The organism is Paenibacillus sp. J22P165, from assembly GCF_059692015.1.
On the sequence record NZ_JCAUAP010000009.1, the window covers coordinates 273586 to 293887 of the forward strand.

The 20302-nt window shown below is 48.1% G+C and carries 20 protein-coding genes and 1 pseudogene; 13 read left to right on the forward strand and 8 right to left on the reverse strand.

The features are described from left to right. The 3 genes from rlmN to AC58QM_RS23745 all read right to left on the reverse strand — a co-directional run bounded on the left by rlmN (position 1) and on the right by AC58QM_RS23745 (position 4057). Positions 1 to 1083, reverse strand: a complete 1083-nt coding sequence (gene rlmN, locus AC58QM_RS23735) for a dual-specificity RNA methyltransferase RlmN (protein ID WP_497287322.1) — start codon at positions 1081 to 1083, stop codon at positions 1 to 3. 183 nt (positions 1084 to 1266) lie between these two features. Then, positions 1267 to 2112 (reverse strand): ABC transporter ATP-binding protein, encoded by an 846-nt coding sequence (locus AC58QM_RS23740; protein ID WP_497287323.1) that lies wholly within the window; start codon positions 2110 to 2112, stop codon positions 1267 to 1269. A gap of 160 nt (positions 2113 to 2272) precedes the next feature. Continuing rightward, entirely contained in the window at positions 2273 to 4057 is a 1785-nt protein-coding gene (locus AC58QM_RS23745) for a methyl-accepting chemotaxis protein (protein WP_497287324.1), read from the reverse strand. Positions 4058 to 4302: 245 nt separating this feature from the next. Between AC58QM_RS23745 and AC58QM_RS23750 the strand changes: the two genes are divergently transcribed. Both AC58QM_RS23750 and AC58QM_RS23755 read left to right on the forward strand, forming a co-directional pair. Further along, the gene (locus AC58QM_RS23750) at positions 4303 to 4980 is read left to right on the forward strand and encodes an HAD family hydrolase (RefSeq protein ID WP_497287325.1); all 678 of its coding nucleotides are present in this window, start codon (positions 4303 to 4305) and stop codon (positions 4978 to 4980) included. 43 nt (positions 4981 to 5023) lie between these two features. Next, positions 5024 to 5350, forward strand: a complete 327-nt coding sequence (locus AC58QM_RS23755; protein ID WP_497287326.1) for an antibiotic biosynthesis monooxygenase — start codon at positions 5024 to 5026, stop codon at positions 5348 to 5350. A 788-nt stretch (positions 5351 to 6138) separates the two neighbouring features. On the opposite strand, the gene AC58QM_RS23760 is transcribed toward AC58QM_RS23755, so the two are convergent. Together AC58QM_RS23760 and AC58QM_RS23765 are read right to left on the reverse strand one after the other, a co-directional pair. After that, the gene (locus tag AC58QM_RS23760; protein WP_497287327.1) at positions 6139 to 6504 is read right to left on the reverse strand and encodes a DUF4180 domain-containing protein; all 366 of its coding nucleotides are present in this window, start codon (positions 6502 to 6504) and stop codon (positions 6139 to 6141) included. Further along, positions 6501 to 6917, reverse strand: a complete 417-nt coding sequence (locus AC58QM_RS23765; RefSeq protein ID WP_497287328.1) for a winged helix-turn-helix transcriptional regulator — start codon at positions 6915 to 6917, stop codon at positions 6501 to 6503. Before AC58QM_RS23765 ends, AC58QM_RS23760 begins: the two co-directional genes overlap by 4 nt. A 138-nt stretch (positions 6918 to 7055) precedes the next feature. Here AC58QM_RS23765 and AC58QM_RS23770 point away from each other — a divergent pair, with 138 nt between their 5' ends. From AC58QM_RS23770 to AC58QM_RS23785, 4 genes are all read left to right on the forward strand, one after another. Continuing rightward, complete coding sequence (locus AC58QM_RS23770; RefSeq protein WP_497287329.1) at positions 7056 to 8279, forward strand: MFS transporter; 1224 nt, start codon at positions 7056 to 7058, stop codon at positions 8277 to 8279. Then, positions 8276 to 9118 (forward strand): aldo/keto reductase, encoded by an 843-nt coding sequence (locus AC58QM_RS23775; RefSeq protein ID WP_497287330.1) that lies wholly within the window; start codon positions 8276 to 8278, stop codon positions 9116 to 9118. Before AC58QM_RS23770 ends, AC58QM_RS23775 begins: the two co-directional genes overlap by 4 nt. Before the next feature lie 145 nt (positions 9119 to 9263). Continuing rightward, positions 9264 to 9839 carry a GNAT family N-acetyltransferase gene (locus AC58QM_RS23780; protein WP_497287331.1) on the forward strand — a complete coding sequence of 192 codons (576 nt, stop codon included), beginning with the start codon at positions 9264 to 9266 and terminating at the stop codon, positions 9837 to 9839. A 90-nt stretch (positions 9840 to 9929) separates the two neighbouring features. After that, the gene (locus tag AC58QM_RS23785) at positions 9930 to 11522 is read left to right on the forward strand and encodes a catalase (RefSeq protein ID WP_497287332.1); all 1593 of its coding nucleotides are present in this window, start codon (positions 9930 to 9932) and stop codon (positions 11520 to 11522) included. Positions 11523 to 11936: 414 nt separating this feature from the next. On the opposite strand, the gene AC58QM_RS23790 is transcribed toward AC58QM_RS23785, so the two are convergent. Beyond that, entirely contained in the window at positions 11937 to 12839 is a 903-nt protein-coding gene (locus tag AC58QM_RS23790; RefSeq protein ID WP_497287333.1) for a ketopantoate reductase family protein, read from the reverse strand. Positions 12840 to 13023: 184 nt separating this feature from the next. Here AC58QM_RS23790 and AC58QM_RS23795 point away from each other — a divergent pair, with 184 nt between their 5' ends. Continuing rightward, positions 13024 to 13611, forward strand: a complete 588-nt coding sequence (locus AC58QM_RS23795; protein ID WP_497287334.1) for a TetR/AcrR family transcriptional regulator — start codon at positions 13024 to 13026, stop codon at positions 13609 to 13611. A gap of 50 nt (positions 13612 to 13661) precedes the next feature. Here the strand turns inward: AC58QM_RS23795 and AC58QM_RS23800 are convergent, their stop codons facing one another. Then, on the reverse strand, positions 13662 to 14678 hold the full coding sequence (locus AC58QM_RS23800; RefSeq protein WP_497287335.1) for an SDR family oxidoreductase: 1017 nt from the start codon (positions 14676 to 14678) through the stop codon (positions 13662 to 13664). Positions 14679 to 14703: 25 nt separating this feature from the next. Then, positions 14704 to 15195 (reverse strand): SRPBCC family protein, encoded by a 492-nt coding sequence (locus AC58QM_RS23805; RefSeq protein ID WP_497287336.1) that lies wholly within the window; start codon positions 15193 to 15195, stop codon positions 14704 to 14706. A 244-nt stretch (positions 15196 to 15439) separates the two neighbouring features. Between AC58QM_RS23805 and AC58QM_RS23810 the strand changes: the two are divergent. The 6 genes and pseudogenes from AC58QM_RS23810 to AC58QM_RS23835 form a co-directional block, all read left to right on the forward strand. Continuing rightward, a pseudogene (locus AC58QM_RS23810) lies at positions 15440 to 16072 on the forward strand (ABC transporter ATP-binding protein); the annotation flags it as partial. Positions 16073 to 16163: 91 nt separating this feature from the next. Continuing rightward, positions 16164 to 16958: an ABC transporter permease gene (locus tag AC58QM_RS23815; protein ID WP_497287337.1), complete on the forward strand. Its 795-nt coding sequence runs from the start codon at positions 16164 to 16166 to the stop codon at positions 16956 to 16958. Between the two features lie 70 nt (positions 16959 to 17028). Then, positions 17029 to 17730, forward strand: a complete 702-nt coding sequence (locus AC58QM_RS23820; RefSeq protein ID WP_497287338.1) for a response regulator transcription factor — start codon at positions 17029 to 17031, stop codon at positions 17728 to 17730. Between the two features lies 1 nt (position 17731). Next, positions 17732 to 18667, forward strand: coding sequence for a sensor histidine kinase (locus tag AC58QM_RS23825; protein ID WP_497287339.1), 936 nt, complete (start codon positions 17732 to 17734; stop codon positions 18665 to 18667). Between the two features lie 15 nt (positions 18668 to 18682). Beyond that, on the forward strand, positions 18683 to 19618 hold the full coding sequence (locus tag AC58QM_RS23830) for an ABC transporter ATP-binding protein (RefSeq protein ID WP_497287340.1): 936 nt from the start codon (positions 18683 to 18685) through the stop codon (positions 19616 to 19618). Then, positions 19599 to 20279, forward strand: coding sequence for an ABC transporter permease (locus tag AC58QM_RS23835; RefSeq protein WP_497287341.1), 681 nt, complete (start codon positions 19599 to 19601; stop codon positions 20277 to 20279). The genes AC58QM_RS23830 and AC58QM_RS23835 overlap by 20 nt, the downstream gene beginning before the upstream one ends. The last annotated feature ends 23 nt before the right edge of the window (positions 20280 to 20302 follow it).

Here is a 20302-nt window from a genome sequence, read left to right on the forward strand (position 1 = left end):
TTAACCTGCCACAACGTTATCCCCTGTGGTTTTTTTAATTTGTTTGCTTCGCAGTTGTCCACAAGCGGCATCGATGTCCGTCCCGTGCTCCAAACGCACGCTGCAGGAGATACCTTGCTTCTTGAGTGTATCATAGAACGCTCGCACGGATTCGCGCTCACTTCGCTGATATTGACTGTGTTCATCCACCGGATTGTACGGAATTAAGTTCACATTCGCCAATTGGCGGATATGCTGAATTAACTCAGCCAGTTGAAGCGCATGCTCTCTGCCATCATTCACGTCTTTGAGCAAAATGTACTCAAGCGTAATTCGACGATTCGTTTTCTCCAAATAGTACTCGATCGCTTCCATCAACGTCTCGATCGGGATCGCTTTGTTGATTTTCATGATGCGCGTACGCAGCTCGTTCGTCGGAGCATGCAAGGAAATCGCTAGATTCACCTTTAAATCGGAGTCTGCAAACTCTTTAATTTTAGGCGCAAGACCACTGGTGGATACGGTAATGTGTCTGGCAGCAATGTCCAGACCCTTCTGATCCTTTACGACACGGATAAAATCAACCATATTCACAAAGTTATCGAACGGCTCGCCAATCCCCATGACAACAATATGGCTAACGCGCTCATCTTTACCCACTGCGTCCAAGTGGAATTGGACCTTCATAATTTGTTCCACGATTTCCGCCGCGGAGAGATCACGACTTTTGGCCAATAATCCACTCGCACAGAAGCTGCATCCAATGTTACAGCCTACTTGTGTCGTCACGCAGACCGATAGGCCGAATTTATGACGCATTAATACCGTTTCGATCAAATTACCGTCCGATAGCTTGAACAGAAACTTCATCGTACCGTCGGCCGATTCTTGTCTCGTATGTTCATGCAAGGTGTGGATGGCAAAATGCTCCTCTAACGTTGCAAGGCAATCCGCTTTTACATCCGTCATTTCTGCGAACGAAGCGACGCGCTTACGATACAGCCAGTCCCATACTTGTAGGGCGCGTGACTTTTTGTAGCCTTTTTCGGCCAGCCAAGCGACCAATTGATCAAATGTTAATCCATAAATGGATGAAGTATTCATTGGGTTATCCTCTTTTCGAGACTATCACGTGCAGTCTAATTCTTTCTAAGCAGCCGAAGCGTACCATCTATAGTTCATATTGTGCCAAAAATCCTTCCTGAACACAAGGGAAGACTCATTCCAACAAAGAAAAGGCACCTCCGAATCCCGGGGGCACCTCGTATTCCGTTCATTTTAAGTGAATTAAGCGATCGTTACTTCTACTTTACGTTCCTCTTCCATCGCGACTTCATCATCAGACACCAAGCCATAAGGAATACAGAGCGGGACACCAGCCCGTTTATCCACGATAACATCCGCATGGATGGCGAAGACATCGAGCAACATTTTCGGTGTTACAATATCCATCGGTGCGCCTTCATAGACAACATTGCCTGATTTAATCGCGATCAAATGATCCGCATAACGCGTCGCATGATTCAAATCATGCACAACCATTACGATAGTCGTTTGGTGACGTTCGTTGATCTCTTTCAACAAACACAGGACTTCCAACTGATGCGCCATATCCAAATAGGTCGTCGGCTCATCCAAGAACAGCATATCCGTTTGCTGTGCTAACGCCATCGCGATCCATACACGTTGACGCTGTCCGCCAGACAAGTGATCGATTGGACGATCTTTGAACGGTGTCATTCCTGTCACTTCGAACGCCCAATTGATAATGTCGCGATCGGCGCTGGACATCTTCTGGAAGCCGCGCTGATGCGGGAACCGGCCATATCCGACTAGCTCTTCAGCGGTAATGCCTTCCGGAGCCGAGGGTGATTGTGGCAAAATCGCTAATTTCTTCGCAATTTCTTTCGTTGATTGATGATGAATGGAATGACCATCAAGGAATACGGTCCCTTCCGTTGGCTTCAATAATCGCGACATCGCCTTCAGAATCGTCGATTTTCCCGAACCATTCGCACCAACTAAAGCCGTGATTTTGCCCGTAGGAATCTCAATGCTCAAATCATTAATGATTTTCAATTTATCATAAGAAACATGCAGCTGTTCAGTATATATTCGTGTAGGCACCGCCATGAGGAACATCCCCTTTTCCAATATGTATATAGGGTTAAATGATCGTATAATTTCTCTCCATTAAATAGAAATGATAATCATTATCAATGAAAAAGTCAAGACTTTTCATACAAAAATAGGATGCCCACAGGCATCCTACTTCTTCCATTCGCTTTGACGCTTAGACTTTAAATCGAGCTACTGCCAATTGTAGGTCATTCGACATACCACTCAGCTCATTAGCCGTTCTGGAAACCTCCGAAATCGTCGCCAGTTGGTGCGCTGTTGCAGCTGCAACAGCTTGCGTAAGCTCCGTCGTCATCCGTGTTAATTCGGCCATTTCCACGATACCAGCTAAGACTTCCTCTGAACTTGCAGACATTTGCTCAGATACAGCCGACACATCCGTCATCTGGTCCACAACTTCCTGAACCGTGCCGGAGAGATCCTTGAAAGTACCGTCTGTTTGTTCAACGACAGCCTGCATGGCCTCTACTTCACCAAGGCCGCGATCCATCGCGATAACAGCCGCGCCTGTCTCATGTTGAACACGCTCAACGAGCTCCGCGATACGTTCCGTTGCAAGTCGGGACTGATCCGCAAGCTTGCGAATTTCCGTGGACACGACCACGAAGCCTTTGCCGTGCTCGCCTGCTCTCGCTGCCTCAATCGATGCGTTCAACGCGAGCAAATTGGTTTGTCTCGTTACATTCGTGATGAGGACTGTAATTTCGCCGATTTCCTCAGACATCGATTTTAAGCTCTGGATCGCTTGCACCGCCTGCTGGACGGAACGCAGCGCTTCACTGATTTGCTCCATGCTTTGCCCCATTCGAGCATTACCCTCACTGGTATGCGTACGCGCATGTCCAGAAATATCTGTAGCATGCCCTGCGGATTCCGCTACGCGCTGAATGCCTACAGCCATCTCATTCATAGCATGACTGCTTTCCTCTGTGCCCTGACGTTGCTGCTCCGAGTGCGAAGCAAGCTGCCCCATCATATCCGAGACAGATGCAGTAGATTGACTGGTCTCCTGCGCACCTGTTTGTAAGGATTCCGATGCCGCTGATACTTGTTGCGCTGCTTGTGCAATTTGAACAATTAGTCCCCGCAGATTGCCGACCATATCCTTCAAATGATTGCCCAATATCCCCAATTCATCCTTGCTTTTGCTCTTGGTCAGCGCTGAATCTGAAAGATCCCCTGCCGCCGCCGCTTGCGCCAGCCTAACTAGAGGGCTGATCTGACGCAGATACAATCGTACAATGATGACGATGAAAAGCGTCCCGATAACAATTGCGACTAATCCAACCCATAGCGACTGCAACGTATATTGGTTCATCTGTGTTTTAATAACGTTATAATTGAAATCTAACCCCGCAAAAGCAACGAGCTTGCCATCCTTATCTCGAATTGCACTTACTGCACTCTTCCATGTTCCTAGTGAATCTTGGTAAGTACCCGTGATAGCGAAGCCTGTTTTTTCTGCTTGCTCGAGAGCCTCGCGCAACTCCGGAACTGGTACATACGGATCTGCCGGTTTCTCATCGACATATAGCTCCGAATTGGATAACAGATTCAAGAGCGCTGGTTCTCCATCCACCGTTGTCCATTCTGGGTAAAATAGGTACGCGTTCTCCACCAAATCCCCTTGTGAAACGCGGTCCATATCTTCCTGAACGTTCATGATAGCAGGCTCATATTTGTAGGCTTCTTGATTTTTCTTTAATTCTGTCTTGGCTTTCTCAATGTAATCAAGTTTCTGCAGGAGTGGTGCATGGAAAATCCCCTCAAGTGCGGTTAAATTATCTGCCATTTGCTGTTGATGCTGTTGATACGAAACGAAGGTAAGCAACACGCAAAGCAGAATATAGCAGGCCGCTGTCCAGGCTGAAATTTTGAAAGAAAGAGATCGAAAAAACCTTACAGATGCTTGCTTGCCTTGTGATTTAGCTTGTGACATGATTAACAAAAACACCTCCAGAATTGTACAGCACTGCAGATAGGGAAAATATTGGTCATATCGTTTATCTTCTAGATTTCGACAAAGTTTTTAGAAACCCTTCCCTTTTTTATGTAGAATTTGTTTTCAATCCACACTTCGTGGAGGTATTCCTATGTCCAATGGAATTGGGAGAGATTAAGTTTTATGAGAGTTGGCATCAAAAGGACTAACGGTTCTATGAAAACCCTGAGGAGGATGGCAGTATGTCGACGATAAAAGCACTTATTTTTGATTTTGACGGTACGATTCTGGATACCGAGACCGCTTGGTATGAGGCTTTCCGCGAGATTGCTCTTGAGCATGACATTGAACTCACCTTAGACATGTACGGGCAATGTATCGGCACTTCTCTGCATGTGTTTGATCCCTATGACTATTTGATTACGGATAAACAAGTACCCATGGATCGCGAAACACTTAACAAGCATGTCCATACGCGACATACGAAAATGATGGCCCAAGAAGGTATTCGGCCAGGTATTCTTGACTACTTGGCTGGAGCACAAGAATTAGGTCTGCGAATTGGCTTAGCCTCCAGCTCTAAGCGCTCTTGGATCGACAAATACCTCGCGCAACTGGGAATTGCTCACTATTTTGAAACCATTCGCACCGCAGAGGATGTCGAGCTAGTGAAGCCTCACCCTGCGCTCTACGAGCTAGCGCTGCAAGACCTTGGCGTTCAACCGCATGAGGCGGTAGCGATAGAGGATTCGCCGAACGGTGCCCGCGCCGCGGCTGCGGCAGGCATGCACTACATCGTGGTGCCTAACCCGGTTACGAAGTTTTTAACTTTCGACGGGGAGCCGCATCGTTTGGAGTCTTTGGCGGAGCTTGCGCTGCGGGATATGTTGAATCGCGTCTTGACGGGTCCCCCTTTATAATTGATAATGATTCTCATAGTCAATTGAAAAGGAGCTGACACTCGTGCTAATTCAACAAAGAACTATTATTGTACAACCTGGTAATAGTGACAAAGTCGTGGAACGTTTCAGTAAAGAAGGCCCATTAGACGGCATGGAAGGTCTCATTGATGTGACCGTGATGGTCAATAAACGCAGTAAAGAGTCCGAAGAGGTTGTCGTCTTCATCCGTTGGGAATCCGAACAAGCGTGGAAAAACTGGGAGAAAAGTCCCGAACATCTCGCTGGACACCGTAACAGCAAAGGTCAGGAGCGGCCAGAATACGTCATCTCCTCGACAGTGAGTATGTTTGATGTGAAAAAAATTCGTCCCGGCCAGTTCGGGCGATAAGAAGGTCGCGCGGGTGATCCCTGCGCTGCTTTTTTTGTTTTGGTGGTGCCGAAGCGACGGCGCGGTGTGGAGCGAGCGACCGAATGCGCGGCGGCGGTAGAAAGCGATAAGAGTGCCGATGGCGGAGCGAGAAGGCGGTTGGCGGTGTGAGTGGCTGGAGGCGCGACGACGATGGCGGTGGCGAGCGAGCAGCGATGGCGGGTGCGGGTGCGGGTGCGGTGACGAGCGCGAGCGAAGTGCCGATGGCGGAGCGAGAAGGCGGTTGACGGTGTGAGCGGCTGGAGGTGCGACGACGATGGCGGTGACGAGCGCTACCGAAGCGCGGATGGCACGGTGAAGGAGGAGACGGCAGCGGGCATAGGCGCGGCGGAGCGAGTGACCGAAGTCGTGGCGATGGCGGAGCGTGGCTGTGGCAGGACGGCTGGAGCGCACGGCCGCCACTCGGGCGACGAGCACGGCGCAGAAGCCACAAGCCCGAGCCTCGCAAAGCCCCGCCACACAAATTAGCTGGAAAAAGTACAGGTAATATTGCAGATTTCCCATAATAAATACAATTAAATGGATTTCCTACAGCTAATTTCGGCGCACCTCACCTTTTTGCCCAAAATGCACGACATTAGCTACATAATTTCCAGTTAAATCGCGTTTCAAAGGAAAAGTTGCCGAATTAGCTGTATATTTTCCAGTTAGTCGTTTCCGCGGTGATTGCTAACCAGTAAAATGATGCTGGTGCTGAAAAAGTAGAAGGACATTTTTTGAGTAGCTACTGTTTTGAGATCGCCTCGCTACTACACACCGTGCAGTGCGTCCAACGCAGCCTGCTCGTCCTTGACGAAAAAGAATTGCTTACCATGGTTGCATTCGTAGATGAAATCGCGGAGGCTTTTGCTGTCGTATTGATCGAAATCGCCGACAATGGCCATTTTCATATGATAGTTCGTGTATTTCTGCAGAACATCGCCAGCGAGTTTCGTTTTGAGCTCGAAGAAATCCTCGGTCACATTCCACTGATGAATAATAAACTTATCGCATCCCGACAAATATCGAACCGTCGCCATTAAATCCAGTGCATCCTGGCCGTTACTGATAAGAATATCGGTACTCTCTACGATGGCAATTTGGGAATCGCCCCTCTGATTGATCGTTGTATTCATGTCATTTCTACCTCTTTCTCCATTAGTTCATCTATTAGGACTTCATCATCCCGTCTATTCAGTACATTTTCCTCAAGTACAGCGAATTTATCGCCGTATTCCTTAATGATATGCGTTTCTCCCCACATACAGAGCGAATCCAGAATGGGCTTCAAGCTTAATCCGTAGTCGCTTAGCTCATATTCCACTTTTGGCGGTACTTGATTGTACACGATTCGCTTCACGATTCCGTCATCTTCAAGCTCTCTGAGCTGTTGGGTCAGCATTTTTTGTGTGATTCTCGGCATGAGACGTTTGAGATCACTTGTGCGCCTCTTCCCATGAGTTAAATGGCAAAGTATGACGCATTTCCATTTCCCGCCTATCACTTCCAGGGTGGCTTCCACGGAAATATTGTACAGTTTTTTTCCCATATGCGCGCTTTCCTCCTATCACATCTTATAGGCACTAAAAAGTACCTACCGCACATAAAAGTACGTACTAGTCAATTTCTCTATAATGTCTGATAATAGCACTTACCGGCCGGGACATACAAGTTTGGAGTGATTGCTATGAAACAAAATATGAATCGAAATACGCTGGCGCTGCTTGCCCTTGCGGTTAGCGCCTTCGCCATTGGCACAACCGAGTTTATCAGTGTCGGACTGCTTCCGCTCATTGCTGAAGACCTTCATATATCCATCACAGGCGCAGGATTAACGGTGACACTATATGCCCTAGGCGTTACTTTCGGAGCACCGATCTTAACGTCCCTGACTTCCACCATTTCACGCAAAACGTTGCTGCTCTGGATCATGCTTGTCTTTATCGCAGGCAATCTATTAGCTGCCACAGCAAGCGGCATCGTTATGCTGCTCATCGCTCGGGTCGTATCCTCGCTGGCGCATGGCGTCTTCATGTCGATTGGCTCGACCATCGCCGCGGATCTCGTACCCGAGAATCGCAGAGCCAGCGCGATTGCGCTGATGTTCTCGGGGCTTACCGTCGCTACCGTAACCGGTGTGCCGATCGGCACATACCTCGGCCAACAGCTAGGTTGGCGGGCTGCCTTTTTCGCCATTGTCGCAGTCGGCGTCGTTGCTCTCATCGCGAACCTCATCTTGGTTTCTGCGAATTTACGCAAAGGCACGCGAACTCGGTTTAGCACACAACTGAAGTTGGTCACCAATGGCCGACTGTTACTCGCTTTCTCGATTACAGCCTTAGGCTACGGTGGAACCTTCGTGGTGTTCACGTATTTATCTCCGTTATTAAACGAGATTACTGGGTTTAAAGAGCATACCGTAGCGCTAATACTACTCCTCTATGGGGTTGCCATCGCGATCGGGAATGTCATCGGAGGACGCGCCGCGAACCGAAAACCAAGCCGAGCATTGCTCATCATGTTCTTATTACAGTCTCTGATTCTGTTCCTGTTTATGTTCACAGCGCCTTTCAAAGCTGCGGGTTTAATCACCCTATTTTTCATGGGATTACTCGCTTTCATGAACGTGCCCGGGCTGCAGATTTATGTCGTTCAGCTGGCTGAGCGATTCGCCCCTGAGGCCAAAGATGTCGCATCCGCCTTCAACATTGCAGCTTTTAACCTTGGTATTGCTGGCGGAGCATTCCTCGGCGGTCTGATTACCGACTCCATCGGGTTAATTCATACTACATGGGTCGGGGGACTAATGGTTTTAGGAGCCGTCCTTCTTACGATGTGGAGCATTAAACTCGAAAAAGCAGATCAAACAACACAATCACAACCCATTATTCTAGGAGGAATACCACAATGACAACTAACCTTCAGCAAACAATTACCCTTCACAATGGCGTAACCATGCCCTATATCGGTCTTGGTGTATTTAAAGTAGAAGACGGTCCAGAAGTCGTGCAAGCCGTGAAAGCAGCTTTAAAAATCGGCTATCGCAGTATCGATACCGCGGCAATTTACGGCAATGAAGCCAGCGTAGGACAAGGAATTCGCGAGGGATTAGCAGAGAATGGCTTAACTAGAGATCAAATTTTTGTTACATCAAAAGTTTGGAACGCGGATCTCGGCTATGAGTCCACCCTTGCTGCCTATGAAGCAAGCTTAGCGAAGCTGGGCTTGGATTATCTTGATCTTTACTTGATTCATTGGCCTGTAAAAGGAAAATACGTGGAGGCATGGCGAGCCCTAGAGACGCTATATCAAGCGGGCCGCGTGAAGGCGATCGGTGTGAGCAATTTCCAAATTCATCATTTAGAGGACGTAATTCGTACGGGGACGATTACACCGATGGTCAACCAAGTAGAGCTTCATCCCCTACTTACTCAGACAGATGTACATGACTTTTGCAAAGTGAATGGTATTCAGTTGGAAGCATGGTCGCCTTTGATGCAAGGTCAGCTTCTGGACAATCCCGTTCTCAGCGTGATCGCTGCTAAATATGGTAAATCCATCGCTCAAGTTATCCTTCGTTGGGATTTGCAACGTGGCATCGTCACAATTCCTAAGTCAACGAAAGAACACCGTATCTTGGAAAATAGTTCGATCTTCGATTTCGAGCTTACGAACGAGGATATGGCGGCGATCGATGGCATGAATCAGAATCTGCGTGTCGGTCCGGATCCGGATAATTTTGATTTTTAATCGACGAATGGTGATGAAGCCCTGCCCCCTTTCTTCAGAAAGAGGGTAAGGGCTTTTCTTAAAATTTATTTATTTTTAAGCCTTCTTTAATCCCCTAAGTGTAAAATTTCGGTAACTACTATCCTTAGAAGAAGGTACGTGACCGATGTCTATCACAGAATTATTTCATTCCTTCCCCTCCCTGCACACCAAACGACTCCAATTGAGGCAAATGGATGCATCCGATGCAGAAAATATATACCGTTATTATACAAACCCTCTGATATCCAAGCATTTGGATTGGCAGGGCCCCGCTTCCGTTGAGGAAGCTCGAAACCTAATTACATCTTGGAATCAGGCATTTGTCGCGAAAAGACTGTTACCCTGGGGAGTTTCTTTGGGTACAAACACCCGTTCAGACATTGTGGGAACCATTCTGGTAATGCCAACACGAGGCAGTTTCGAGAATAATCCCCTTTTTCCCGTGTCCATAGGTTATGAGCTTCAAGCAGAATATTGGAATAAAGGCATCATGTCCGAAGCACTGGAAGCCGTTATCGATTTTACACGAAAGCACGTTGAGATCCGTAGAATACAAGCCGAAGTGTATCCTGAGAATACAGCTTCACTTAAACTTCTGAAAAAACTTGGTTTCCAAGAGGAAGGCCTTTTACGGCAATATATGATGCACGAGGTAACGAAAAAAATGCTAGATGTCGTCATGCTTGCTTTACTTTGTTAGCCCCATTCTCCAACCGATCTTTCAAGGAATAATTTCCCTCATCTTGGTAAAAGTTACTTTTAACTAAGGATGAGAGGATGCTCCAGACAGATGAACAATGAACAGTCGGGTAATAACGATCAAACAAGTCCAGCAAATATGACCTTAACAAACCGTCAAGGCCATCCGATTTCGGATAATCAGAACATCCGCACGATTGGTAATCGTGGCCCGTCCACACTCGAGAATTACCATTACATCGAAAAGATTTCCCATTTTGATCGGGAGCGTATTCCAGAGCGTGTGGTGCATGCGCGTGGCGCTGGGGCTCACGGGTATTTTGAAGCGTATGGGACGGTCGGGGACGAGCCGGTCTCTACATATACGCGGGCTAAGCTTTTTCAGGAGAAGGGGAAGCGCACCCCTGTGTTTGTTCGGTTCTCGACCGTGATACACGGCACGTATTCACCAGAAACATTGCGGGATCCGCGCGGCTTCGCGACGAAGTTTTATACAGAGGATGGCAATTGGGACTTAGTGGGCAATAATTTGAAAATCTTTTTCATCCGCGATCCGTTGAAATTCCCAGATATGGTGCACGCGTTCAAGCCTGACCCTGTTACGAACCTGCAGAACCCGGAGAAAATGTTCGATTTCGTCTCCAATTCACCCGAAGCGACGCATATGATCACCTTCCTCTTCTCGCCATGGGGGATTCCGGCTAACTATCGGCAGATGCAGGGGTCGGGCGTCAATACGTACAAGTGGGTAAACCAGAACGGTGATGCCGTACTCGTAAAATACCACTGGGAGCCGCTAAAGCAAGGGATGAAGAACTTAAAGCAGTCCGAAGCCGAAGCGATTCAGGGTAAAAATATTAGTCATGCCACGCAAGATTTGTACGAAGCCATTGCGCGCGGTGACTATCCAGAGTGGGAGTTGTGCGTGCAGATTCTAAGCGACGACGAGCATCCCGAGCTCGATTTCGATCCACTCGATCCGACGAAGCTGTGGGACCATGAGAAAATCCCTTTTCGGAAAGTAGGCAAAATGGTGCTGGATCGCAATCCGGAGAATTATTTTGCTGAAGTGGAGCAGGCCGCTTTCGGGACCGGGGTACTCGTCGATGGCCTCGATTTCTCGGACGATAAGCTGCTTCAAGGTCGGACCTTCTCCTACTCGGATACGCAAAGGTATCGCGTGGGAACTAATTATTTGCAGCTGCCAATTAATGCCCCGAAGTCGCCTGTCGCGACGAACCAGCGGGATGGGCAGATGACGATCATGGTGGACAAGGCCCCTGGCCAAAATCCACATGTAAATTACGAGCCCTCCTCACTGGGCGGGTTGCAGGAAGCGGCTCCTTCGGGCAAAGAGCATCAGCCGATGTACAATGACCGGTTGGTTCGGGAGAAGATTAGCCGCCCGAACGATTTTGGACAGGCGGGCGATACGTACCGCAAGTTCGAGGATTGGGAGCGCGATGAGTTGATCGCGAATTTGGTCGATGCATTGAAGATCTGTAAGCCTGTGATACAGGCGAACATGATCAGCTATTTCGAGCAGGCCGATCCGGATTACGGACGGCGTGTGTCTGAGGGACTTGCTCACGCGAAAGTTGAGCAAGAGCATTTGGGCTCCGTCGCGGCAAAAGCCGGAGCAGAACTAGCGGAGGACGCCGGTCAGCGGACGGACGGCTATTAGGATGGAAAGGCACCCTGGATGGGTGCCTTTTTGGTTTGAGCTGCCGCCGCGGTGCGGGTGGCGGGTTAGCGCGCGGGGCGCGGCGGAGCCGGGCACGGGCCCGAGCGCGGCCACGCGAAGCGGTGCGCGGGGCTGCTGGCGGATTAGCTGTAAAACCTACAGCTAATCTCTGCCCTTTTCGCCAAAAGCGCCAACTAACTGGAAAAACTCCAGTTAGTTCAGCCGATTTTGGCCATTCTACAGAATTCCCCTTGAATTACCTGTAGAAAATCCAGCTATTCTCTTAAAGAAGCCCAATTCGGCAAAATTAGCTACAGAAAATCCATCTATTTATTTACAGCAGCGCGGGTGCGGGATTGCTTAACTTGTTCTGCTTCCTCTGCCTACCCTACCTGCTCTACTTGCTCTGCTCGCTCATCTTGTCCTTTGCAGAAAACCAACTAAATCTCGATGCAAAGCCTCTATTTCCGCTTTCATATTCATGGCGTGACTGCTGAAGAGGATATCCTTCACAAGCTTGGTCTGCAAAACCTTCCTCAGCACAAATGCCAACAGCCAGGTTGGGATACGTTGCAGGATTTTGAGCTTCGATGGGGTAATCGCTACGCCGGCCTGCTCTAAGGAGCGCAGGTACGACTGAAGTGTCACCGTAATCTCACGCACGGAAGCTTTGCTCGTCGCCCCAGCGTGATCTTTAAATCCCTCTTCAGCGTAGAGGTCTTTCGATATGGCTACGACTACCGCGACATGCGTCTTTTGCATAGCGTCCATATCGCTCGAAATCGTATAGGGCAGCTGACTCCTCATGAAGATCGTGCCCAAAGCTCTCAGTCTGTCGGTTGTCTGACCGTTGATTTCGCCGAACATTGTAGCCTGCAGCGCTTTTGGACCAAATTGGGCGTATAGGATGCCGTCTTTAATTTCTCCGCCAGCGGCTGGAAAGCCGGGTATAAGCTTCCCTGCACCTACGATCTGTTCCCAAGCCGTATACCCTATCGGATTATTGATCATCGTCACGATGTTGGTACTCTGATTATCTTGGAGTGCCCTAAGCGCAGATTCTGCTTGTTCATAGCGAACTGGCACAAAGATATAGTCGTAAATATCCGTCGGCTCCAACTGTTCAATGACTTCAACATGGACGCTTCGAATAGACCCTTTCTCGTAGTAGCGCAACTTATGGTCTCTTAAATCTTGCAATCTCTTTCCTCGAGCCAGGAGGGTGACGCGATAGCCAGCTTTGGCAAATTTCACGGCATATGCGCCACCGATCACACCTGCTCCAAAAATCAAAATCCGCTCACCTGTAGCTGACATCTATTTGTATCTCCTTCTATGATTAAGATTCCCCATCTATTGAACATCTGTTGTGAAAGCAACTCGTGTATGATAGGATCTTAATACATTAAGATCGGCAATACAACCAGCAATGTTGCCCTTGTGTTGCTTATTAAACACGAAGAGCATTGTGTCGTTTAACATAGAAAGGAATTGGAATCAGATGCAAGTAACTGAAACAGATCCGCGCGTCCTACGCACACGGAAATTGATCATCGATGCCTTCCTCACTTTGATTAATGAGAAAAGCTTTGAGACCATCACAGTGAAGGATATTTCTGAGCGAGCTACGGTAAATCGCGCAACCTTCTATGCTCATTTTCAAGATAAGTACATTTTGTTAGAACACCTCATCTCTGAGGCATTCCAAATGATGGTTTTTAACCGGCTCCAGTCTAGCCAAATCTTAACGGAAGCCTCTGGTCGAGAACTCATTTTGGCGATTTGTGATTATCAAGATGCTGTCTATAAGCAATGTAGGCTCGATACCTATCCATCGATGGTTTCCGTGGTCGAGTCCACCGTCCGGTCACACATCCAACAAATGGTACTAAATATGCTAAACAGCAATCCTTCTTTCACGGGAAGAGATCGCAATCAAATCGCGTTGGTTGCTACCATGATCAGCAGCTCCATCTTTGACGCTACAAAGTTGTGGATTATGGAAAAACAACCAGAAGCGCCAGAGACGTTGGTGGCGAATATCCTGCCTTTTGTTTTGGCGGGGATGCGGGCCGCTTTAGCGCTATAAAAGAACAGGAGACACCCATTTGGGTGTCTCCTATTCTTCTATCCATTCAATTAGTCCAGTATTGCCTGACGAGCGGCCTCTAGCGCGCCAACTACTTTATCGCACCAGACATCGAACTCGGGATCTTCACGCTGCAGCTCTGGATTAGCCAAAATGTTCGCAATCGTCCCCTTCATCCCCTGATCGAACCGTGTTGTAGCCACGAATTCAGGTACAAGCCGCTTTAGCTTCGAGTTGTCAAAAACAACAGAATTGGCTTTGTCTCCAAGCAATCCACCCCGATAGTCCTGCGCACTGCAAGCATCCAAGAACTCCGACGCTACATGTACGGCGTGCAGCTTCACACCTAGCGCATCTGCGATAGCTTCATAGATTTGATTCCAAGTTAATGTTTCATCCGACGTGATATGAACAGACTCTCCAATGGCATGAAGATTGCCCATAAGGCCAATAAAACCTTTAGCAAAATCACTATTGTGCGTCATCGTCCATAAGGATGTACCGTCACCGTGAATGATTACAGGCTTATTCTCCAGCATCCGCTTCGCTACCTGCCAGCTGCCTTTTGTGCCGTGTACACCAAGTGGGATCGAACGCTCATCATAGGTATGACTAGGACGAATGATCGTGATGGGGAAGCCTTGCTCTCTATATTGTTTTATCAAGTATTCTTCACATGCGATTTTGTTTCTGGAATATGCCCATAAAGGATTGGATAATGGCGTGCCTTCCGTGATGCGATAATCGGATAATGGTGTCTGATAGGCAGAAGCTGAACTTATGAAAATGAATTGCTTCGTCTTCCCCTGAAACAATCTATAGTCCCGCTCCAACTGAGACGGTTCAAAGGCGATAAAATCCGCGACAACATCAAACGATAAGTCCTCAATCAGCTTTGCAACGCGCTCCTCATCGTTAATATCCGCTTGCAGGATACGCGCACCTTCAGGTAAATCTGCATTGCGTGTGCCTCGATTCAATAGGTAAAGCTCACAGCCTGTAGCAAGCAATTGTTTCGTAATTGCCGAGCTGATAGTTCCCGTTCCGCCAATAAATAGTGCTTTCATTATGTCGCCTCCATTACTAAATGTACTACGCCTCATTCGTCAAGACGGCATCTGTCAGTTGTTTGTACTCCCCGTACCACGCATTCCACATCTCCTTGCGCGAAGTAACGGTTCTTCCCTCCAACAACGCCTCAATCACATCAAAACAAACATGCCAACCAGCCAAATCTCTTGGGGTGTGCTCCGTAATTCTATGTAAAAATTCACTAAACACGAAGAGACATCCGCCGTCTGCCTCCGTTTGGAGTTCAAATCGAACGCGATCCTCGTCCCAGGTGAAAGCTAATACACGATGTGTCGTAAGCTCAAGAATCTCCATGGGAATGGACGTATCGTCTGGCATATGAAAATTGATCACGCTGCCCGCTCGGAGTTCCTCCACTTCAAGCTCGGGGAACCATTGCGTAAGCTTATCGTTTTCCGTCAACCATGACCATACTTCTTGCACATCATGCTGCCAATGACGCTCATAGCGAGCCAAATATCCACCTTGCACGGGTTGCAGATCAGCTATCATACGATGCCTCCTCCATTTGGTCCTATCAACAAGCACAACCGAGTTTCCTAGTTTCATCTTACCTGTAGATGCAGGTTTAAATCAAGAAATACGAGGTGTGCCCTATACTTCGTTCTAGGTCAGGGAACCAATCACCTCGCACATCGAAAGACTTTCTTAAGGTTTTGGAAAGAGTCCTGCATGATGTCTCTAGTAAGATAAGCGTATGAAACTTATTGGAGGTACACACATGAACAATTTGAACATACATCCCGTTGTTGAAGTACGCAATGTGACCAAACGGATTCGAAATAAGAACATTGTGGATCAGATTACATTTGATCTTTTCCCTGGCGAGGTCTTCGGCTTCCTCGGGCCTAATGGCGCCGGCAAAACAACAACCATCCGCATGATGGTCGGCCTCATCGGCATGAGCGACGGTGATGTTGTTATTAACGGTCACAGCATTCGCACAAGCTTCCGGGAAGCGATTCAGCACGTCGGTGCGATTATCGAGAATCCCGAGCTCTACAAGCATCTCACCGGGATGCAAAATCTAAAGCAATTCGCTCGCATGGTGGGAGATATCCCGCAAAGCCGTATCGACCAGATCGTGCAGCTCGTCGGGCTGACAGCCCGCATTCACGACAAAGTGAAGACCTACTCGCTCGGCATGCGCCAGCGGTTAGGGATCGCCCAGGCTCTGCTCCATAAGCCCGCTGTGCTCATCCTCGATGAGCCGACTAACGGTCTTGACCCCGCAGGCATTCGTGAAATGCGCCAGCTCGTCCGTCAATTGGCCGCCGAAGAAGGCATTGCTGTGATGGTATCCTCACATCTACTTGCTGAGATGGAGCAAATGTGCGACCGTTTTGGCGTCGTCATCGATGGCCGTTTACGTACCACCTTCTCGCTTGCAGACCTACAGTCCCAGACTGACACACAGACACTTGAAGAGAAATATATCCGCTTAACGGAGGTCGCCAACTATGCGTAATTTCATTAAACTCGTGCAAAATGAAGGTATTAAAATCTTCACCAAAATCGGAACTTGGGTGATGATTGCCTTCATTCCGATACTGGTTATCGCGGTAGCCCTGCTATGTAAATATGCGAACGAAGATGAGCTTGCCGCGAACAATGTATGGGAGTTCTTAGATCTGTGCCTTTCGGCTATTCCTAATCTCATGGATATTGTGACATTGTTCACGATTATCGTCGCCGCGGGCATTGTTGCCTCCGAGTTCTCCGGCGGTACGATCAAATTATTGCTCATCCGCCCCTTCAGCCGCTCCACAATCTTACTTTCCAAATTTGTAACAGTCCTGTTGTTCGGGTTGGGTCTTATGCTGTTGCTTTTATTAACCACTATTCTTGCAGGTGGCATATTTTTCGGATTTGACGGTGCTTCCGAGCTTCATACCGGGGCTGCGTTCTCGAATGCCGCTTACTCCTGGAAAGCTATCGGTTACAGCGGTATCGAAATGATCGTCATGGTCACACTTGCCTTCATGTTCTCTTCTGTATTTCGTGCAAGCTCCATGGCCATCGGGATTTCCTTGTTCTTCTTACTAACCAGTGGTCAGTTAGCCTATGTTCTTAAACAATTTGAATGGTCCAAATTTCTAATTTTCGCCAATACCAATTTATTGAGTTACGTGGACGGCAGGCCGCTAATAAGCAGTATGTCATTATCTTTTTCATTGATGGTGTTAGCCTGTTATCAACTGCTTTTCCTCGCTCTAGCTTGGTATGTGTTCGCAAAGCGTGATGTTTCTATATAAACCACATCCATTTCAATATAAGCGGACAAAGCGGTATACTGGAAGCATATGACATAAAGGTGGAAATTACATGCCTACTCACATTTTGCTTGTAGAAGATGACCCGGCTATTGCTGAAATGGTCCTGGGCCATTTAGCCAAAGAGAGTCTCACCGTTCGACATGCCCCAGATGGGGAGGCGGCACTGCGGCTCTTTGCCGAGGAAGCTTTTGATATGATACTGCTCGATCTGATGCTGCCAGGGGTTGATGGCATGGAAGTGCTTCGGAGGGTGCGGAGCGGAAGTACGGTGCCTGTTCTCATTTTGTCCGCGAAGGATAGTGATGTTGAAAAAGCATTAGGTCTTGGATTTGGAGCAGATGACTATTTGGCGAAGCCATTCTCTCTTATTGAGTTGTCGGCACGTGTCAAAGCGATTCTGCGGCGAGCTTCCCAATATGCCACTCCTTCTGCTATACAGGCTGAGCAATCCAGCTTGCGCATCCATGAGCTGACGCTTCATCCCGATGAGCATCTCGTGACCAAAAACGACACGCCCCTCAACCTCACGGCGAAGGAGCTTCTTATTTTAAAACTGTTGATGTCTCATCCCAAACGTGCTTTCTCTAAGGAGCAAATCTATCGCTCTGTATGGAATGATGCTTATTATGACGATGTGAATGCGATTCAGGTCCATATTTCACGCTTACGGGAGAAAATTGAGGACGATCCTGCGCACCCGCGGTACATCAAGACCGTTTGGGGGATTGGTTACAAAATGGGGGATTTCTGATATGCATGTTGTGTGGCCCTGCCTGTGTATCCTTCTTGGAATCGTTATCTTCATTCAAGTGAAGACCCGAATTGACCAATCGCGTCATCTCCGCTATTTGCAGACGAAATTAACCGATATTCTCGATCAGGAATCTTCCGAGAAAGTTCATCTCCATACCAATTCCACCCAGCTCCAGCACTTACTCATTGTTATAAACCGACTCCTCGATGCGAATCGCAAAGTGGAAGTCGACTATACCCGCATGGAAAATGCGATTAAGAAGATGGTTGCGAACATGTCTCATGATCTGAAAACGCCGCTTACGGTCGTGTTGGGTCTGACAGAGACCCTTGCACATGATCTAACGGCCAGCGAGGAGGAACGGAAGCGACTCTCCCTCAAGGTTCATGAGAGAACGCTCGACATCCTGAATCTGACGAACCAGTTTTTCGATCTAGCACGTCTGGAATCCGGCGATCGCCCCCTCCCTTTATCCAAAATCAATCTGAGCGAGGCTTGCCGGAACGGCATTCTTTTCTACTACGAATTAATTGAGTCACATGGACTCGAAGTCGATGTCGCGATACCTGAAACGCCGATCTATGCCTATGGCAATGCGGAAGCACTCGGACGGGTGCTGCAGAACCTGCTCTCCAACGCCATTCGTTATGGAAACGATGGAGGTCTGATTGGCATTGCATTACGACAGGATGAAACTAGTGTCTATATCGAGGTGTGGGATCAAGGCAAGGGCATTCATGAGCGCGATCGTTTGAACGTCTTCGAGCGGCTTTATACGCTGGAGGATTCAAGAAACCAGACCTATCAAGGCAGCGGCCTAGGTCTCACGATAACGAAGCGGTTAGTTGAACTCATGGAGGGGAGCATTTCCCTGCACAGCATTCCCCATGTGAAAACCGTATTTACGGTACGTTTTCCACTCTTCCGCTTTTGAAAGGAGCCCGATGTGATGAGCCTTATTCTGCAAACAAAACAATTGTCTAAACGGTACAAAAAAGCCGAAGTTGTCTCCGATGTCAACATGCATGTTCGTCGTGGCGAGATCTACGGTTTCCTCGGTCCGAATGGTGCGGGCAAAACAACGGTCATGCGTATGGTTACGAATCTCATCCCGCCTACTAGTGGAGAGATTGAATTATTCGGGGCTCCACTAACCCCCCACTCTTACGAAACGATGAAACGGATGGGCAGCATTATTGAGTATCCGATCTTCTATGACCATCTGACTGCACGTGCGAATTTGGAGCTGCACTGCGAATATATGGGCTATTACGATAAAAATGCTATTCGCGAAACACTGGATCTCGTTGGACTATCCGACATTGGCAATAAGCCTGTGAAGGATTTCTCGCTAGGTATGAAGCAGCGTCTTGGCATTGGCCGGGCCATCTGCACAAAGCCTGAACTGCTCATCCTCGATGAGCCTGTGAATGGCATGGATCCATCGGGGATTCGTGAAATCCGCGATCTATTTCGCATGTTGAGCAAAGAGTTTGGCATGACGCTGCTTATTTCTAGCCATATTTTACAGGAAATTGAGCAATTGGCTGATACGATCGGCGTCATCAACCATGGCAGACTGCTTGAAGAGGTCTCCATGGAACAGGTTCGTGGACGGCATAACGAGTATACAGAGATTGTCGTGACCGATGTGCCGCGGGCTGTACTTGTTCTTGAGGATAAGCTGGCTATCGTTAATTATAAAATTATGGACAACAGCGCCATACGCATCTATGATCCCCGACTTGCACCTGTAGAGCTAAATCGCTTACTCGTACAGCATGAGATTGGCGTTGAGGCGCTGAACAAGAAGACCCGCTCGCTCGAAGACTATTTCCTCGGGGTCATCGAAGGAGGAAACCGTGATGCTTTGGAAGCTCATTAAGCTGGAACTAAAGAAAACGAAGTGGCGAGGGCTGCTTCTTAGCGCCGTGATTACCAATCTCATGGTAGCGCTATGGGTTGTGAGCAGCGACGTACCGAACAATGGCGTCAGAACCTATGACCGCGTTTTCCAGAGTATTATGAACTATTCCGGAGTTACCTTCATCATTTTCGCTTCCGTATTGATGTCACGCATGATCATTGATGAGTATCGGAACAAAACGATTAGTCTTCTCTTCGCCTACCCTGTGCCTCGGAAGATGATCTTCTTGGCAAAATTGATCATTATCGGAACTTGGACATTCGTCACGGAGTTACTCAACAATATTTTCGTGGTAATCTCACTTCTGATTGCCAATTCACATTACCATTACATTACCGAAACGCTCACCACCGAGCGGCTTCAGCAAGAAGCGATTCGCATGCTGATTTTCGCTTTCGCTTGTTCAAGTGTAGCGCTGATTCCGCTCTATTTCGGCATGATCCGCAAAACGATGCCTGCCTTAATCATAAGTTCCTTTCTCCTATCTAATGCCGCGATGGTTATTGTCAATAACCTCTCCGTCGAAGATGGGTATGGAAACTTCATGACGGCAGCCTTATTGTGCTTTGCGCTCGGGGTTCTTACGGCGTACGCAGGCGTGCGAAGGAGCCAATTATAGGTTGGCTCTATTCATCTATATAC

Coding starts and splice junctions, on each gene's coding strand:
- AC58QM_RS23785 (WP_497287332.1), top strand. CDS start 9,930: ATGAACAATGAACAGTCGGGTAATAACGATCAAACAAGTCCAGCAAAT.
- AC58QM_RS23830 (WP_497287340.1), top strand. CDS start 18,683: ATGAGCCTTATTCTGCAAACAAAACAATTGTCTAAACGGTACAAAAAA.
- AC58QM_RS23775 (WP_497287330.1), top strand. CDS start 8,276: ATGACAACTAACCTTCAGCAAACAATTACCCTTCACAATGGCGTAACC.
- AC58QM_RS23790 (WP_497287333.1), bottom strand. CDS start 12,839: ATGTCAGCTACAGGTGAGCGGATTTTGATTTTTGGAGCAGGTGTGATC.
- AC58QM_RS23800 (WP_497287335.1), bottom strand. CDS start 14,678: ATGAAAGCACTATTTATTGGCGGAACGGGAACTATCAGCTCGGCAATT.
- AC58QM_RS23745 (WP_497287324.1), bottom strand. CDS start 4,057: ATGTCACAAGCTAAATCACAAGGCAAGCAAGCATCTGTAAGGTTTTTT.
- AC58QM_RS23795 (WP_497287334.1), top strand. CDS start 13,024: ATGCAAGTAACTGAAACAGATCCGCGCGTCCTACGCACACGGAAATTG.
- AC58QM_RS23760 (WP_497287327.1), bottom strand. CDS start 6,504: ATGAATACAACGATCAATCAGAGGGGCGATTCCCAAATTGCCATCGTA.
- AC58QM_RS23765 (WP_497287328.1), bottom strand. CDS start 6,917: ATGGGAAAAAAACTGTACAATATTTCCGTGGAAGCCACCCTGGAAGTG.
- AC58QM_RS23825 (WP_497287339.1), top strand. CDS start 17,732: ATGCATGTTGTGTGGCCCTGCCTGTGTATCCTTCTTGGAATCGTTATC.
- AC58QM_RS23835 (WP_497287341.1), top strand. CDS start 19,599: ATGCTTTGGAAGCTCATTAAGCTGGAACTAAAGAAAACGAAGTGGCGA.
- AC58QM_RS23770 (WP_497287329.1), top strand. CDS start 7,056: ATGAAACAAAATATGAATCGAAATACGCTGGCGCTGCTTGCCCTTGCG.
- rlmN (WP_497287322.1), bottom strand. CDS start 1,083: ATGAATACTTCATCCATTTATGGATTAACATTTGATCAATTGGTCGCT.
- AC58QM_RS23750 (WP_497287325.1), top strand. CDS start 4,303: ATGTCGACGATAAAAGCACTTATTTTTGATTTTGACGGTACGATTCTG.
- AC58QM_RS23815 (WP_497287337.1), top strand. CDS start 16,164: ATGCGTAATTTCATTAAACTCGTGCAAAATGAAGGTATTAAAATCTTC.
- AC58QM_RS23780 (WP_497287331.1), top strand. CDS start 9,264: ATGTCTATCACAGAATTATTTCATTCCTTCCCCTCCCTGCACACCAAA.
- AC58QM_RS23740 (WP_497287323.1), bottom strand. CDS start 2,112: ATGGCGGTGCCTACACGAATATATACTGAACAGCTGCATGTTTCTTAT.
- AC58QM_RS23805 (WP_497287336.1), bottom strand. CDS start 15,195: ATGATAGCTGATCTGCAACCCGTGCAAGGTGGATATTTGGCTCGCTAT.
- AC58QM_RS23820 (WP_497287338.1), top strand. CDS start 17,029: ATGCCTACTCACATTTTGCTTGTAGAAGATGACCCGGCTATTGCTGAA.